This is a genomic window from Rodentibacter heidelbergensis, from assembly GCF_002000125.1.
Lineage (GTDB): Bacteria > Pseudomonadota > Gammaproteobacteria > Enterobacterales > Pasteurellaceae > Rodentibacter > Rodentibacter heidelbergensis.
This window is the reverse complement of the sequence record NZ_MLHH01000033.1, coordinates 1-14,701: the sequence shown is the minus strand read 5'-3', so window position 1 is coordinate 14,701 and position 14,701 is coordinate 1. Positions and strand designations below refer to the sequence as shown.

At 39.9% G+C, this 14,701-nt stretch carries 18 protein-coding genes and 1 rRNA gene; 6 read left to right on the top strand and 13 right to left on the bottom strand.

All coding sequences use genetic code 11. The annotated features are described in order from the left end of the window. The 4 genes from BKK48_RS09985 to BKK48_RS09775 all read right to left on the bottom strand — a co-directional run. Positions 1-128: transposase (locus BKK48_RS09985; RefSeq protein WP_143538869.1), on the bottom strand; the 128-nt coding region annotated here is incomplete at its 3' end. A gap of 69 nt (positions 129-197) precedes the next feature. Next, on the bottom strand, positions 198-638 hold the full coding sequence (rimI, locus tag BKK48_RS09785; RefSeq protein WP_077428299.1) for a ribosomal protein S18-alanine N-acetyltransferase: 441 nt from the start codon (positions 636-638) through the stop codon (positions 198-200). A 4-nt stretch (positions 639-642) separates the two neighbouring features. Beyond that, entirely contained in the window at positions 643-1,047 is a 405-nt protein-coding gene (locus tag BKK48_RS09780) for a DNA polymerase III subunit psi (RefSeq protein ID WP_077428301.1), read from the bottom strand. Between the two features lie 5 nt (positions 1,048-1,052). Then, positions 1,053-1,634, bottom strand: a complete 582-nt coding sequence (locus tag BKK48_RS09775) for a hypothetical protein (RefSeq protein ID WP_077428297.1) — start codon at positions 1,632-1,634, stop codon at positions 1,053-1,055. Between the two features lie 111 nt (positions 1,635-1,745). Between BKK48_RS09775 and rsmC the strand changes: the two genes are divergently transcribed. The 3 genes from rsmC (at position 1,746) to BKK48_RS09760 (ending at position 4,240) form a co-directional block, all read left to right on the top strand. After that, positions 1,746-2,738 carry a 16S rRNA (guanine(1207)-N(2))-methyltransferase RsmC gene (gene rsmC / locus BKK48_RS09770; protein WP_077428295.1) on the top strand — a complete coding sequence of 331 codons (993 nt, stop codon included), beginning with the start codon at positions 1,746-1,748 and terminating at the stop codon, positions 2,736-2,738. A gap of 91 nt (positions 2,739-2,829) precedes the next feature. After that, positions 2,830-3,681: a class A beta-lactamase gene (gene bla, locus BKK48_RS09765; RefSeq protein WP_077428293.1), complete on the top strand. Its 852-nt coding sequence runs from the start codon at positions 2,830-2,832 to the stop codon at positions 3,679-3,681. 61 nt (positions 3,682-3,742) lie between these two features. After that, positions 3,743-4,240 carry a YbhB/YbcL family Raf kinase inhibitor-like protein gene (locus BKK48_RS09760; protein WP_077428291.1) on the top strand — a complete coding sequence of 166 codons (498 nt, stop codon included), beginning with the start codon at positions 3,743-3,745 and terminating at the stop codon, positions 4,238-4,240. Positions 4,241-4,250: 10 nt separating this feature from the next. Here BKK48_RS09760 and uhpC read toward each other — a convergent pair whose 3' ends face one another. The 4 genes from uhpC to uhpT form a co-directional block, all read right to left on the bottom strand. Further along, on the bottom strand, positions 4,251-5,522 hold the full coding sequence (gene uhpC / locus BKK48_RS09755) for an MFS transporter family glucose-6-phosphate receptor UhpC (protein WP_077428289.1): 1,272 nt from the start codon (positions 5,520-5,522) through the stop codon (positions 4,251-4,253). 1 nt (position 5,523) lies between these two features. After that, the gene (gene uhpB / locus BKK48_RS09750) at positions 5,524-7,035 is read right to left on the bottom strand and encodes a signal transduction histidine-protein kinase/phosphatase UhpB (protein ID WP_077428287.1); all 1,512 of its coding nucleotides are present in this window, start codon (positions 7,033-7,035) and stop codon (positions 5,524-5,526) included. Continuing rightward, complete coding sequence (gene uhpA, locus BKK48_RS09745) at positions 7,032-7,640, bottom strand: response regulator transcription factor UhpA (protein WP_077428285.1); 609 nt, start codon at positions 7,638-7,640, stop codon at positions 7,032-7,034. The genes uhpB and uhpA overlap by 4 nt, the downstream gene beginning before the upstream one ends. A gap of 119 nt (positions 7,641-7,759) precedes the next feature. Further along, complete coding sequence (gene uhpT, locus BKK48_RS09740; protein WP_077428283.1) at positions 7,760-9,148, bottom strand: hexose-6-phosphate:phosphate antiporter; 1,389 nt, start codon at positions 9,146-9,148, stop codon at positions 7,760-7,762. Between the two features lie 301 nt (positions 9,149-9,449). Here uhpT and BKK48_RS09735 point away from each other — a divergent pair, with 301 nt between their 5' ends. From BKK48_RS09735 to mreD, 3 genes are all read left to right on the top strand, one after another. Then, positions 9,450-10,505 carry a rod shape-determining protein gene (locus BKK48_RS09735; protein WP_077420726.1) on the top strand — a complete coding sequence of 352 codons (1,056 nt, stop codon included), beginning with the start codon at positions 9,450-9,452 and terminating at the stop codon, positions 10,503-10,505. 153 nt (positions 10,506-10,658) lie between these two features. Beyond that, positions 10,659-11,705: a rod shape-determining protein MreC gene (gene mreC, locus BKK48_RS09730; protein ID WP_077428281.1), complete on the top strand. Its 1,047-nt coding sequence runs from the start codon at positions 10,659-10,661 to the stop codon at positions 11,703-11,705. Continuing rightward, positions 11,705-12,193, top strand: coding sequence for a rod shape-determining protein MreD (mreD, locus tag BKK48_RS09725; RefSeq protein ID WP_077428279.1), 489 nt, complete (start codon positions 11,705-11,707; stop codon positions 12,191-12,193). Before mreC ends, mreD begins: the two co-directional genes overlap by 1 nt. Positions 12,194-12,270: 77 nt before the next feature. Here mreD and BKK48_RS10175 read toward each other — a convergent pair whose 3' ends face one another. The 5 genes from BKK48_RS10175 to rrf form a co-directional block, all read right to left on the bottom strand. Next, on the bottom strand, positions 12,271-12,402 hold the full coding sequence (locus BKK48_RS10175; protein WP_425271823.1) for a hypothetical protein: 132 nt from the start codon (positions 12,400-12,402) through the stop codon (positions 12,271-12,273). 262 nt (positions 12,403-12,664) lie between these two features. Then, positions 12,665-13,141 carry a hypothetical protein gene (locus BKK48_RS09720; RefSeq protein ID WP_077428277.1) on the bottom strand — a complete coding sequence of 159 codons (477 nt, stop codon included), beginning with the start codon at positions 13,139-13,141 and terminating at the stop codon, positions 12,665-12,667. Further along, positions 13,131-13,346 carry a hypothetical protein gene (locus BKK48_RS09715; protein WP_077428275.1) on the bottom strand — a complete coding sequence of 72 codons (216 nt, stop codon included), beginning with the start codon at positions 13,344-13,346 and terminating at the stop codon, positions 13,131-13,133. Before BKK48_RS09715 ends, BKK48_RS09720 begins: the two co-directional genes overlap by 11 nt. A gap of 47 nt (positions 13,347-13,393) precedes the next feature. Beyond that, positions 13,394-13,981, bottom strand: coding sequence for a hypothetical protein (locus tag BKK48_RS09710; protein WP_077428273.1), 588 nt, complete (start codon positions 13,979-13,981; stop codon positions 13,394-13,396). Positions 13,982-14,443: 462 nt separating this feature from the next. Then, positions 14,444-14,559, bottom strand: a 5S ribosomal RNA gene (gene rrf, locus BKK48_RS09705). Positions 14,560-14,701 lie beyond the last annotated feature (142 nt).

The window sequence follows — 14,701 nt, the reverse complement described above, 5'->3', positions numbered from 1 at the left end:
TGGGTAATCCAACGGTATAATGTGCTTTTTTTAAGATGAAATTGTTTGCGTGTCAGCGACCGATTTTTATTATGTTGGAGATAAAATTCGAGCACTTGCTGTTTGAAAAGTGGGTTATATTTAGTCATAAAAAATCTGCACCTTAGTGAGTTAGAAGATTAGTCCAACTTTTGGGGTGCAGATCATAACGACCCTTTTTATAAATAACACGCCATTACCACCGCATTTTCTCTTTTGCCATTTGGCAGGGGATAATAGTTTTTGCGGATATCCACTTCATTAAAGCCCTGCTTTTCATAAAGCAGGCGTGCCGGGTTGGATTCTCTCACTTCAAGCCATAGGGTTTGAATTCCCCTTTCTTTAAGCTGTGTCATCAGTGCTTTTAAAAGGTAGCGACCCAATCCTTTTCCTTGCATTGCCGGTGTGATAGCAATATTGAACAAAGTGGCTTCATCCAATACGGTTTGGCAAATGGCAAAGCCTATGATTCGGTTATTCTCCACTAATTTTAAGTTTAGATAACGCTCACCTTGATTATTTTTCAATGTGCCTAAAGACCAAGGGATAAGGTGTGCTTGTTGTTCGATCTCATACAAACACTCAAAATCCTGTTCTTCAAGCGCAAAAATCTGAGGCATCATATTAAATTTGTTGAATCTGCTGCCAAAACTCGCGTTTTGCAGAGGGGCTGGAGATAAAATGAGGATAATTTGGCGAGCGATAAATTCGCTCTGCGCACAAACAGTAAGGCAAAGTGCGGTCAATTTTTTCAGCATTTTCCGACAATAACCAATACTGCACGGAATGATTAAGCTCAAGATGCTGAATTTGATCGTAATTCAAACAGAGGCAATCTTCTTTTTTTAAGATTAGGCTGAGTAACACATCCGCCAATAAAGGGGTCTGGCTCAGATTGTCATCAGACACTACAATCAATCGAATATTATCCGCCACCGTAATCCCTACCGCACCTTGCAATGCGGCAGGACGATGGAGTTGCCATTGGGTTATCCCCATTTCTTTTAAAAGAAGACTGCGTCTATCCATATTCATTATTGAAGAGAAATCGAATCCAGAGGATATCCCTGTAAACCTTTCACTATATTTTGCTCTTCCGATGCCGTTGGTTTTTGTTGGTAGGCTTTTAAGCTACGGAATGACAAAATATTTTTTTCTTTGTACACCAGAGCAATAAAACGTTGGAAATCTTTTCCGTCACAAGCGTAATAAGTCGTGTTCCCCTCCGTTAAGGTTTGTAGATCACAGACTTTTTTATTTCCCTCTAAATATTTTGAAATAAGTTGGGGTTCGTAAGCCAGATCTTTCAGATAAAAGGTTTCACTGGTGATTGATTTTCGATTACTTCTGTCCACACTCGCCGCAAGGCTTAAAAATCGAGGTTCTTCACTTTTCACCGAGCGGGTTTGTTTTACATATTTTTCACCGTTAAATTCAATTTCAACGCCTGCCTTTTTAACACGTTCAAACTGAGCATCTAATTTTTTGAATTGCTCAATTTGTTCCGGTGTTTCCTCTATTTTTGAAGAGGCCTGAGGCTTACCTTGCCATTGCTCAATTAATTGACAACCTGATAACAACATCGTCAGCGTTGTCGCTAACATGATTTTTTTCATAGAAATTCCCTAAATAACAAATGGCACAAGGCCATGAAATCATTTTTTATCTGTACTATCTTTGCTAAAATAGCGCCTAATTTTAAACCAATAACTGACAGGATTCAAAGCGTGATTTCTCTTGAAAGCGAAGTTTTAGAACGTCACCTTCCCCTTTTCCACGGAAAATCCATTCTCTTTGCCGGCGGCATAAAGGATCAATTTCCACAAAAATTAGCTGCCCACAGTCAATCAGTGCAAATATGGAGCCAATATTTTGATTACGCCAAAAGCCAAAGTGCGGTCAATTTTTCTGTCGAATTTCAAGGCCAAGCTGATCTTATTCTTTATTATTGGCTCAAAAATAAGCAAGAAGTCCAATTCCAATTGATGCAACTGCTTGCCAACGCACAAGAAGGGCAAGAAATGCTCATCATCGGTGAGAACCGATGCGGTGTGCGTTCAGTAGAAAAAATGCTTTCCCCTTTTGGTGATATTGCCAAAATTGATTCTGCACGCCGTTGTGGTTTATATCATTTTTCTTTGAAAAAACTACCGCACTTTTCGCTTAATCGTTATTGGAAAACCTATCATCACCCCCAACTCCAAGGTTTGACAATTCACAGCTTACCGGGCGTGTTTAGTGCCAATAAATTGGATACAGGAACCGCACTTTTGCTTTCAACACTTAACCACGCTATCAGTGGTAAAGTACTTGATCTTGGCTGTGGTGCGGGAGTGATCGGTTCAATGATCAAAAAAATGAACCCTCACTCATCTGTTACGATGAGCGATATTCATGCTATGGCGTTGGAATCGGCCCACAAAACCCTTTTGGAAAATCAATTAGAAGGCGAAGTTTTAGCCAGTGATGTGTTCTCAGAGATTAAAGGAAAATTTGATCTCATTATTTCCAATCCCCCTTTTCATGATGGCATTGACACCGCTTATCAAGCCGTAAAAGCCCTGATTAGCCAAGCCAAATGGCATCTCAATCAAGGGGGGGAACTCCGTATTGTTGCCAATGGGTTTCTGCCTTACCCTGATTTATTACAGCAGTATTTTGGCGAAGTTAATGTGCTTGCCCAAACCTCAAAATTTAAGGTTTACTCGGTAAAAAATTGATCCAACGGTTTATCTCAAGAGTGAAGATTTCACTGGTATCGACTTCAAATATCAACCATCGCCTCAGTAAACCCATAACAGGAAGAATTAAATGAAACATATAGGTCTCGTCTTCGCATTATTTCTCACCTTGCCGATGATCTCCATAGCTATCCCCAAAACGGATTGGCAACAGGCTATTCATCAACAGGAACAAAAGTTAAAAGCCGATGTCGGCGTGGCACTGCTTTCTGAGGAGGGAAAAATTCTTTTTGAATATCAGGGGCATCATCATTTTCCACTCAACAGCACCCATAAAGCCTTTGTTTGCGGTATGGCGTTGGATTTATCAGAAGATAATCGTCTATCCTTCCAAGAAAAATTACCCATTCACGCTACTGAAATTGTCAGTTATTCACCGATTACTGAGCATAAAAGCAGCATGAATTTAACTGAACTTTGTTCTGCGGCAGTGAGTTATAGTGATAATACGGCAGCCAATCTCATTATCAAACAACTTGGTGGTGTCAGTGCTGTGACCGATTACTTTAAACAAGTAGGATTAACCCAAACCCGACTTGATCGAACAGAGCCAGACATGAACTATGATAATCTCAAAAAAGGGTTGGATCTCACCACACCTATTGAAGCGACTCAGTTACTTCATCAATTTATTTTTGGAGATAGGCTCAATGACAACTCCAAAATGCAATTGATACAATGGATGTTAGACGATCAGGTTGCAAATGATTTACTTCGTTCAACTTTACCAAAAGGTTGGAAAATCGCCGACAAAACGGGAGCAGGAACAGCGGGTTCAAGATCGATTATTAGCGTTTTTTGGAAACCTAACGGTAGAGCCTATCTTCTCTCCATTTATCTCACCAACACCCAAGCCACAATGGCAGAACGCAACCAAGCCATTGCAGAAATTGGAAGGGTTATTTTTAACCAGCTTCCTTAAAGGATATGACACAACACGGCCCTATCTAAAAGAGATCAGGGCTGATTAATAGGAGGATATGATGATCGTGACAAGCTCCGCCATTAAAAATGGCATCTTTGAAGATAAATATGGCAAACGTGGGACACAATTTAGCCCCAATGGTATGCCCACTTATTCCATCCCCTTTGACATAAAAGAAGCACCGGAAGGCACAAAATCTTTCGCCGTGGTTCTTGAAGATAAAGATGCGATCACCGCAAGCGGATTTGTGTGGATACACTGGCTCATCGCCAATCTTGAACGCACCTCAGTGGAAGAAAATGAAAGCCAAAGTGCAACCGATTATGTGCAAGGAGCAAACTCTTGGGCAAGTGTTCTAGGCAAATTTGAGCTTAGTGAGGCCTCTGCCTACGGTGGTATGGCACCGCCTAATTGCTTACACCGTTATGAATTAATCGTCTACGCCCTTGATACCAAACTCGATCTCAAACCGGGTTTTCGTTTCAACGATCTCCACTTTGCCATGCAGGGGCATATTCTGGATCAAGCGGTGGTGATGGGGGCTTATGATGTTTAGCGGGTAAACCCTATCCCTGTGCCTTCAAAAACGGCAACAAGGAAAGGGCGATACCGGCGGCACTACAAGCCACCACGATAAAAAAGCCTGTCCAGTGGAATTGTTGCACAATCAGCGCTAAGGGATAACCTGCAATCGCTGCACCAAGATAGGCAAATAACCCGACAAACCCGGTCGCTGTGCCGGGTGTTTTTTTATGGGCACATTCTGCAGCCGCCATGCCGATTAACATTTGTGGGCCAAAAACAAAGAACCCTACCACAAAGAAAAGTGTGCTTAATAAAATATCTTTTTCTTTTGGTAACAACCATAAAGCCGTAATGGAAAAGAAAATTCCAATGGCAAAAATCAACGCCATTGGGCCACGATTGCTGGAAAATAAGCGATCCGAACCCCATCCTGCCACCAAAGATCCGAAAAATCCACCCACTTCAAACAACGCTAGGGCACCGTTGGCGGAAACCAAATCGTAATGATAGTTTTCTGTAAGATAAATATTCCCCCAGTCATTAATTGCGGTGCGTACCACATAAACGAGGGTATAACTTAAGGCTAACAACCAAATATATTTATTCAAAAAAACATAGTGGCGTAAAATGTCCCGCCAATTTAAATGGGGTGCAAGGAATTCTTGGCTCAGTTCTAACTCATCCTTTCGCCAATGCCCGATACTGGGTAATCCCATCGCTTCCGGTGTGTTACGCAATCGCCACAACAGAAAAAATCCAATCGCAATGGCCAATCCACCCGCAACAGCAAAACCATGACGCCAACTGTAATGCAATGTAACATAGCCAATCAGCAACGGAATTAAAGCGCCACCGACATTATGTGCAGTGTTCCAGATCGACCACCAATGCCCCCGTTCATTGCGGGAGTACCAACTCGTCAAGAGTTTCGAACAGGCCGGCCAGCCCCATCCTTGAAACCAAGCATTGACTATCCAAAGTGCGGTCAAAAACAAGACAGAATTTGAAAGCCCAAAGAAAATATTGAGTATTCCCGTCATTATTAGCCCGATTGCCATAAAATGACGAGGGTTTGATTGATCGGAAAACATCCCTGAAAAGAATTTTGATACCCCATAGGTGATATAAAACAAGGTTGCCATTAACCCAATATCACTTTTCTCAATGCCTAAATCGCTTATCATTTCCGGCACGGCAAAATTAAAACTTTTCCTTGTGAGATAAAATCCGGCATAACCAATATACATCGCGATCATTAAATGCACGCGCCAATACTGATAAGTGCGGTCAATTTTTGAGGAAAATGTTGTCATATCAATTCCTTGGCAAGGTAATTTTAATGGTGGTGCCGTGCTGTTTTGGTGAAAGCGATTTTTCGTGGGAAATTAATTGAAATGTCCCACATAAAATATCCACCCGCTCTTGCATGCCTTTTAAACCCAATCCCTGTTTAGCTTTTGTCGGGTCAAATCCCTTACCGTTATCTTGAATAATCAATTGAATATTTTGACCAATCATAATAGAAAGGCTCACTGTGGAGGCTTCCGCATATTTGACCGTATTATTCAACCCTTCCTGACATAAACGATAAAGGGTGATTTCTTGGATAGGCTCAATCCTAACATTGTCTTTGTTTTCCCAAAAAAGTGCGGTGGAAATGCCATGCGTTTTGAAATCGAGTTCTAAAAACAAATTCTCAATCGCTTGTTGAAGGGAAATATCATCTAACATTTTCGGGCGAATACGGTTTAATAACCCTTTTGTGGTGTCGTAGATATTCAGAGAAAGTTGCTCAATCATACCAACCCCTTGACTGATTTTCGGTGAATGTTCTATGCGTTTTATCATTGAGGCTTGCATACGAATTGCGGTGATGTTTTGCCCGATTTCATCATGTAGTTCACGGGAAATTTCTTGACGAATGGCTTCTTCCGTATTGATTAATTTTCGGGTGAGGTGGCGGTTACGCGCCAGCTCAGCGGATAAACTTTGATTGAGATCCCGCAACTGTTGAATTCCCAACCCAAGGAAAATTCCTGTGATGGTTTGCCCTGAAAGGGAAAGTAATAAATCCGTTAATGCCCCTCGGGAAAAACTTCCCATGGTCGCCGTCAGAGCAATACTATTTAATAATATGCCAAGTAATGCTCCCTGCCAACCATAGACATAAGCGAGCAAAATAATGGGCACAGAAAGAAAAAATAAGGTAAACCGATGAAATTCTTCCGGCGTATAAATTTGAATAACAATATTTAATAAAAACAAAAGGATATAGATGAAAATATGTTTAGCACGCAAAGAAATCGGTTTATCGATCAATTGTGCAGTAAGGGGAACCCAAGGGCGTTTAAAGAGATATTCATCCACTAAAAAGCAAGCGGGAAGCATCAATACCATTCCCGTAAAACTCACTAGAAAAAGATATAAAAAAGAGAAGGAAAAAAGGCTGCCAATCAAACCGTTGATCACACCAATAACCAGTGCTAATCCCCCCTGAATAATGAGTTTGTAAACTTCATTGCCTTGATAATAGGGCTTGATAAGAAAAATAATCGGCAAACTGACCGCACTTATCAGAGCGGCCGGCAAATAATATTCATTGGGAAAAGCATACGCCAATACCCCCAATACTGAAAATTCCGCGCTATAACTCACCCACCAAAAGCGCTTTGACGTGTGTAAATTAACCCCTAAACGAAAAGCAAAGGGTAAAAATAATAAGGCAATTAAGGGATTTCCCAAGAGGAAATCGGCTATCGCCCATAAAGAAAAATAAGCACAAAAGAGGATTAAACCGCTGTAAAGGAAGGGGACGAAGAATGTCATAAGCCATAATGTTGATGAAATAAATTCGTCAACTCCACATTATTTTTTACCGCAAGCTTACTCATAATATTGGCACGGTGGGTATGAATGGTTTTAAAACTTAACCCCAGTTTTTCACCAATTTCCTTAGGTTCTAAACCTTGGCTGAGTAATTCACCAATCTGTAACTCACGTTTGGTTAACTGTTCAAAGGGGTTATCATGACGTTTTGACACTAATTTGACGGTTAATTCCGGCATTAAATACACCCCACCGGCATACACCGTACGCACCGCTTGAATGAGTTCATCCGGGCTACAACGCTTACTCAAATAGCCTTTTGCCCCTTGCTCCAAGGCTTTTTTGACGACAATTTCGCTATCATTCACACTCAGCATAATGCAATGAATACCGGAAGGGATGGTTTTTAATAGTTCCAATCCACTTTCATCGGGCATAGAAATATCAATAATACAAACATCTGCTTTGATGTGAGGCAACTTTTGGCGGGTTTCTTTTGCTGAGCCGAACTCCCCCACCACAACTATATCTTCTTCCAGTGAAAGTAACTGCGCAAATCCTGAGCGCACGATGATGTGATCATCAATGAGTGCTACATTTATCATTGTGACTTTCCTCTGTTTAGGGCGAAGAATTGTAGCATTGAAAAAAGTGCGGTAAAAACGTTTTCTGTTTCGACCGCACTTTATATTATGAAAGCATTAAGGAGGTTTAAGGCTTTAGGTTATTTTTTCGCTTTTTCTAATTTTTTTAAATGACGAATTTTACGCTCTTCTGCAATGGCAACAAAGGCCAATAACACCATACAAACTATCGCCGAAATATCTAATGCTGCAAAAGTGCCTTCCCAACCGGTTAAACCAAAAATTGGCGTGCCGTCTGCAATCATCCCTAAACCTAATTTTGCGAAACTATCACCGATTAAATAAGCAAAAGTTCCTTTCACTCCATCGGCTACAGCAATCGCTTTTTTCGGTACAAACCCAACTGCGGCCACCCCAATTAACAATTGCGGGCCAAAGACTAAGAAGCCTAACACAAAGAGGGTCACCAAATACATGGTTTCGTTCGTGGCAAATTGATAGAACTCAAGGGAAAAGACGATAAGAATTAAGGCGATACAAGCCAGTAGGGTACGGCGACCATTGGCTAAATCCGATAAATATCCCCATAAAAATGTTCCAACAAGGGCCCCCACTTCAAAGAGCGCAAAACCGGAGATGGCGGCATCTTTTGAAAAGCCTAATTTTTCATAAGCATATACCGGCGACCATTGGTCAATACCGATACGCACAATGTAAAGGAAAATGTTAGCGAAACAAAGTAACCAAATCACTTTGTTTTTTAATACATATTGCACAAAAATTTGTTTTTTGGTGAGTTGGTTTTCTTCGGCATCTTTATCTTCTTCCGAAATTTCCTCGCCAAATAATTCTTCTGCTTTCCCTAAACCATAGGCTTCCGGGGAATCGCTACCATAGCGTAAACCAATAAAACCAATGATTAATGCAATAATGGAAGGAAAAACAAACATTCCAATCACATGACCATCAAAAAAGACATTCGCACCAAATAATGCCACCCCGGCAGCAGCGGCACCGCCCACATTATGGGAAAGGTTCCAAAAGCCTAAAAACGTGCCACGTTTTTTACGAGGTGTCCATTTAGTAATAGTAGAATAACTGGAAGATCCCCCGGTACTTTGGAAGAAACCACTTAACGCATAAAACGCCACCATTAAGAAAATCGCCACACTACCACTGCCCATACTGGCGCTGAACCCCAGCATACAAAGGGCGGAGAGGATTAACATAAATGGCACAAATTGTTTGGTGTTTTTACCGTCTGCGTAGTAAGACACCACGGTTTTACCGATACCGTAAGTGATAGAGAAACCTAATCCGATCATCCCTAATTGGGTTTTGGTTAAACCATAGGTTTCAATCATATCATTTTGGGCGATATTGAAATTTTTACGCACCAAATACATGGCCATATAACCGAAAAAGACAACCAAATAAGATTGCATAAAAGGTTTAAACCACATTTTGCGACGTTCCTCAACAGGCAAGTCAAGGGTTGGCTTTCTCACTTCTTTTAGAAAATTAAGCATAATAGACTCCGAATAAAATGACTGTGCGAATATTAAATCGAAATCTAAAATTCCCCTTGCAAACCTCACTCAGAAAGACTAGGAATTTTTCCTAGACATTTTAATTTTCTTATAAAAATGTGAGATAGATCACAAATTAGTAATAAAACCTTCAGCCATTTCTCCACCGGCATAGCAAGAAAAAATCCATTTGTCTTCCACAAAACACTATTCTCTCTAGCTATTTTTTGATACATTTAGCACAATTTTTTCGCGCTCAAAATCGGGCTAATTTTCAATCAATTTAAACAACGGAATTATTATGTTATTTAAAAAAATACGCGGTTTATTTTCAAATGATCTTTCCATTGACTTAGGAACGGCAAACACGCTGATTTATGTAAAAGGACAAGGTATTGTCTTAGATGAACCTTCTGTGGTGGCTATTCGTCAAGACCGAATGGGCTCATTAAAAAGCATTGCGGCCGTGGGTAAAGAAGCCAAACAAATGTTGGGGCGTACACCAAAAAGCATCATGGCAATCCGCCCAATGAAAGACGGGGTGATTGCAGATTTCTTCGTCACTGAAAAAATGTTGCAATATTTTATTAAACAGGTTCACAGTGGCAATTTTATGCGTCCTAGTCCACGGGTGTTAGTTTGTGTTCCGGCAGGTGCTACACAGGTGGAACGCCGTGCGATTAAAGAATCAGCGATCGGTGCCGGTGCCCGTGAAGTCTATTTGATTGAAGAACCGATGGCAGCAGCAATTGGAGCTAAATTGCCGGTTTCTACTGCTGTCGGCTCAATGGTTATTGATATCGGTGGCGGAACAACAGAAGTCGCTGTTATTTCCTTAAACGGTATCGTTTATTCTTCTTCTGTTCGTATCGGTGGTGACCGTTTTGATGAAGCTATTATCTCCTATGTTCGCCGTACCTTTGGTTCTGTCATTGGTGAGCCAACAGCAGAGCGAATCAAACAAGAAATCGGTACCGCTTATATTCAAGAAGGGGATGAAATTAAAGAAATGGAAGTGCATGGACACAATCTCGCCGAAGGTGCGCCACGTTCTTTCAAATTAACCTCTCGTGATGTATTAGAAGCCATTCAGCAACCGCTAAACGGTATTGTTGCGGCAGTTCGTACGGCACTTGAAGAATGTCAGCCTGAACATGCGGCGGATATCTTTGAACGGGGTATGGTGTTAACCGGTGGCGGCGCACTTTTACGCAATATTGATGTGCTTCTTTCTCGTGAATCCGGCGTGCCGGCCATCATCGCAGAAGAACCGCTTACTTGTGTGGCTCGTGGTGGTGGTGAAGCCCTTGATATGATCGATATGCACGGCGGTGATATCTTTAGTGACGAACTCTAATCTATCCTCAATAAAAGTGCGGTTGATTTTATTCCCAAACTCGCCTGCTCGTTTACTCACCCTGTCGGGGTCGTTGGCATAGCCAACGCTCAAAAAACGTTGTTTTTTGTAACCGCACTTTTGTTTTAAGCCATCAATAGTTTAGGTATTTTAATGAAACCGATTTTTGGTAAAGCCCCGCCTTTAGGTGTCCGTTTAACCCTTGCTATCATTGCATCGATCTCGCTTATTTTGGCTGATGGACAAAACTCGATGAACCAAGCCCGTAGTGTGATGGAAACAACGGTCAGCGGTCTATATTATTTGGCAAACAGCCCTCGCACCGTATTAGACTCCGTATCCGATAACTTTGTGGACACCAATAAATTACAAATTGAAAATAAAGTATTGCGTGAACAACTTAGAGAAAAAAATGCCGATCTCTTACTCCTCGATCAGCTGAAAGTGGAAAATCAACGCTTACGTCTGTTGCTCAACTCCCCATTAAGAACCGATGAATACAAAAAAATTGCCGAAGTATTAACCGCAGAAACCGATGTCTATCGACAACAAATTGTGATTAATCAAGGCGAAAAAGACGGGGCTTATGTGGGGCAACCCGTCATTGATGAAAAAGGGGTCATCGGGCAAATTATTTCTGTAGGGGCGGAAACTAGCCGGGTTTTATTGCTGACCGATGTTACCCATTCTATCCCGGTGCAAGTATTACGCAATGATGTTCGAGTTATCGCTAGCGGAACCGGTCACACTGATGAATTAACCCTAGAAAACGTACCACGTTCTGTCGATATTGAAAAAGATGATTTGCTCGTCACCTCTGGGTTAGGCAGACGTTTTATTGAGGGCTATCCTGTGGCAATTGTGCAAAGTGTTTCCCGTGATGGTTCAAATTATTTCGCTACCGTCAAGGCGAAACCTCTCGCCTCTTTAGATCGTTTACGTTACGTTCTTCTACTATGGCCAAGTAGCCTTGATATGTCAAAAGTGAAATCCATGTCACCGGAAGAAGTGCGTGAACTCGTTCAAAAACGGCTAGAAAGCCAAGCCAATGAAGCGAATAATACTGTTCATAAAACCAAAGTAACAGACGAACAAGAACCAACAGATAATACAAAAGAAATCATAGAACCGGAAATCCCCGCAGAGCCACTACAAGATGAGGTGGTATCACCGGAACAAGAACACCGGGAGGAAGACTAATGCAACTACGCTTAATTTTACAATGGGCAACGATTTTTTTATTCTTTATCGTCGCCTTAGTGATGGAACTTGCCCCATGGCCGGTGGGCTTTCAAGCTTTCAAACCGGCTTGGTTAGTTTTAGTGCTTACCTATTGGGTTTTAGCAATTCCCAACAAAATTAGTATCGGCGTTGCATTTTGGATAGGGTTAATATGGGATTTAGTATTAGGTTCAACCCTAGGCATACACGCATTGGTACTTTCCATTGCCTTTTACTTTATCGCCAAAAATCATCTTATATTACGCAACCTCTCATTGTGGTTTCAAAGTTTACTCATCATTATTTTTGTTTTTCTAATCCGCTTTTCAATTTTTCTCGTGGAATTATTTTTACATAGCGCCACCTTCAATTGGCAAGAGATTTTCGGTGCAATCGCATCCGGCATCTTATGGCCTTGGGTATTTTTACTTATGCGAAAAATCCGTAGAAAAGTGGGGTTGCATTAAAAAAGGGGCATTGCCCCTTAAAAATCCTTGAAAAATCAACCGCACTTTTATCCCGCCTCAAAAGGCGGACTTAAATTTCACTCAAAGTAAATATTACAATTCAGTAATTTCTCTTTTAGCCAATCAATATCTTTTTGGATTAAAGGGTTACCAGTTAAATCAAGAAATTCTAAATTAACCAATTTAGCCAACGAGGAAATATCGCTCATTTGATTTATTTAAAGATAAAGAGTATCTAATTTAGTTAAATTCGCTAAAGGAGAAATATCGTTAATTTGATTTTCGTTAAGCCAGAGTAGAGTTAATTTTGTTAAACCTGCTAAAGCAGAAATATGGCTAATTTGTGCTTTAAACGACTTTTCCTCATTGAGATATTGTATCCTAAATAGGAACTTTGTCAGGTATCTAGTTCAGCCCCTAAATCAATTGTAGAAGATCAAACAAATCTAATCTTCTACAAAATATCTTTGATTACATTGTTTTATTTTCTTCCTGATAACGCAAATGTGCTTCTTTACCTAATCGCAAAATAATTTCATTGGCCTCTTCTGAAAGAAATCTTTTTTCATCTCGTATTAAGACTTCTTCTCCATAAAGTTCAGTAATCACCTCTTCATCGAAATATTTATCAATATCTTCAAGTTCATAAGAGGTATATTCCAATAAGGTGTAAGGATTACAAACAGTGTTAACATATGTGTCATAGTGTCGAGTAATTCTGTCTGACGTTACTTTAATGGTCTCTTTTTGTTTTACTAAAAAACCAGAATTACAGTTTTCTATGACCGTTTCTGATCCTAGGAAACCAGAATCAAAATTATAGTAATCCATCACAAGCTTTAAACCTTTCATTTTAAAAAACCAGCTATCCCATCCATGACCCTCAAGCCAATCCTCAATAATATCTTCGTACGCCCGTGGATAGTTATCATTAAATTTACCTAACAATTGGATTCTCTTCAAAATCAATCGCTTCAAGATCCTTCTCAAAGGAAAGCACTGTATGCGTAATCGAACTATTTAACAAAATTCCATGAAGCTCCCTCAAAAAGGCGACTTTCTCTTCATTCGTTGCTTCCACATCTGAAAAGTCAAATGTATAAGTACCTGCAGTTCCTGATGTATGTCGTATCAATGTTGTAGTCGTTTCCATATTTTATTTTTTCCTAAAAGGTTAAAAAATCATTCAAAGTCTAAAGATTACAGCTTGGAGAAGACTTCTTTACCAAGCAGCCACAAATAAATATCCAGCTCTCTTAGGCTAAATTGCGTTAATTCAAATTGTTTTTGGAAAGCTAGTAAAATTTCCTTAAATTTTGCGTAGTCTTTTAAATCCGCTCGTTTAAATTTGGCAAAAGAATATTGCTTATTTAACGCAACTAATATTTTATCGACATAGCTGTCATAAATCGGAAAGGCTTCAAGGTTGTGATTGGCACAATATTTCGTGGCAAAAGAATAGAAGTTTTTGACTTTTCCATTAATGGTGAGAGTTTTGATTTCATCCACTAAAGTAAGGTCACCTTTGGTTAATCTTTCATCCACTGCTGGAATGGTTAAGATATGTTTCGCTACCGAGTAAATACTAAAAATATTGGTGCTATAAAAATCGTTGAGGATTGAAGATTTCAGTAAGACATCCTCAATATTTTGATTTTTAGGGAAAAGGTGAAATAACTTCGTCAATGCTTTTTCTTGCAACGTATAATTCTCTAAGGTTTGCAATTTGTTTAAATAAAAGCTGATCTGCTCTACCGTTGGTTTCTTTAAATCATCTATTTCTGCCATGTTAATTCTTCCTTAAAATATAAAAAACTATCCCCGAAATAAAAGAAAGTGGGAAATATTACTCATATTCTTCTAATCACTTTTTTGTTTTCAAGGAGTTATTACTTTCCTCTACAAGAGGAAAGTAAAACTATTGTACAATAGTTAGATTTTTAAAATCCTTATAAATCAAAATGTTGTTAATCTCATCGTTATTCTAAATATGAGGAGGTAAGGAATTTTGAATGATTGGAAATCGGAATATTTAGGGTATTAATGATAAAAAATGGATAAGAAGAGAGAATATCTTTATGATAAAAGAGCGGTGGGTTTTTCGTGAGTTTTTTGATGGAATGGGATGGAATAAAAACTTTGAATTAATTGACCACACTTTGTTTTTTACTTGTTTGTTATACCCCCAAAAAAAATTCCCCGAAGCTTCCGATTCAGGGATTTTTTTATTTTGTTTTCTATTTAATTTGTACCCGGCGGTGCCCTACTCTCACATGGGGATTCCCCACACTACCATCGGCATTACAGCGTTTCACTTCTGAGTTCGGAATGGATTCAGGTGGGACCACCGCACTCTCGCCGCCGGGATAATTCTTCGATAACTGATACTCACAAATCGTTTTTCTTTATTTACTCGTTTGCTTTCTCTTATTCTCTACCCTTCACAAGCTGAATATCTGTCTATTCTGTTTAGTTTAGCTTGACTTCGCCCCAAAAACACTTGAGCGT

Coding starts and splice junctions, on each gene's coding strand:
- BKK48_RS10175 (WP_425271823.1), bottom strand. CDS start 12,402: ATGAGCGATATTTCCTCGTTGGCTAAATTGGTTAATTTAGAATTTCTT.
- BKK48_RS09735 (WP_077420726.1), top strand. CDS start 9,450: ATGTTATTTAAAAAAATACGCGGTTTATTTTCAAATGATCTTTCCATT.
- uhpC (WP_077428289.1), bottom strand. CDS start 5,522: ATGACAACATTTTCCTCAAAAATTGACCGCACTTATCAGTATTGGCGC.
- mreD (WP_077428279.1), top strand. CDS start 11,705: ATGCAACTACGCTTAATTTTACAATGGGCAACGATTTTTTTATTCTTT.
- bla (WP_077428293.1), top strand. CDS start 2,830: ATGAAACATATAGGTCTCGTCTTCGCATTATTTCTCACCTTGCCGATG.
- uhpB (WP_077428287.1), bottom strand. CDS start 7,035: ATGACATTCTTCGTCCCCTTCCTTTACAGCGGTTTAATCCTCTTTTGT.
- BKK48_RS09715 (WP_077428275.1), bottom strand. CDS start 13,346: ATGGAAACGACTACAACATTGATACGACATACATCAGGAACTGCAGGT.
- mreC (WP_077428281.1), top strand. CDS start 10,659: ATGAAACCGATTTTTGGTAAAGCCCCGCCTTTAGGTGTCCGTTTAACC.
- uhpA (WP_077428285.1), bottom strand. CDS start 7,640: ATGATAAATGTAGCACTCATTGATGATCACATCATCGTGCGCTCAGGA.
- uhpT (WP_077428283.1), bottom strand. CDS start 9,148: ATGCTTAATTTTCTAAAAGAAGTGAGAAAGCCAACCCTTGACTTGCCT.
- BKK48_RS09760 (WP_077428291.1), top strand. CDS start 3,743: ATGATCGTGACAAGCTCCGCCATTAAAAATGGCATCTTTGAAGATAAA.
- BKK48_RS09775 (WP_077428297.1), bottom strand. CDS start 1,634: ATGAAAAAAATCATGTTAGCGACAACGCTGACGATGTTGTTATCAGGT.
- BKK48_RS09780 (WP_077428301.1), bottom strand. CDS start 1,047: ATGGATAGACGCAGTCTTCTTTTAAAAGAAATGGGGATAACCCAATGG.
- rimI (WP_077428299.1), bottom strand. CDS start 638: ATGCCTCAGATTTTTGCGCTTGAAGAACAGGATTTTGAGTGTTTGTAT.
- BKK48_RS09710 (WP_077428273.1), bottom strand. CDS start 13,981: ATGGCAGAAATAGATGATTTAAAGAAACCAACGGTAGAGCAGATCAGC.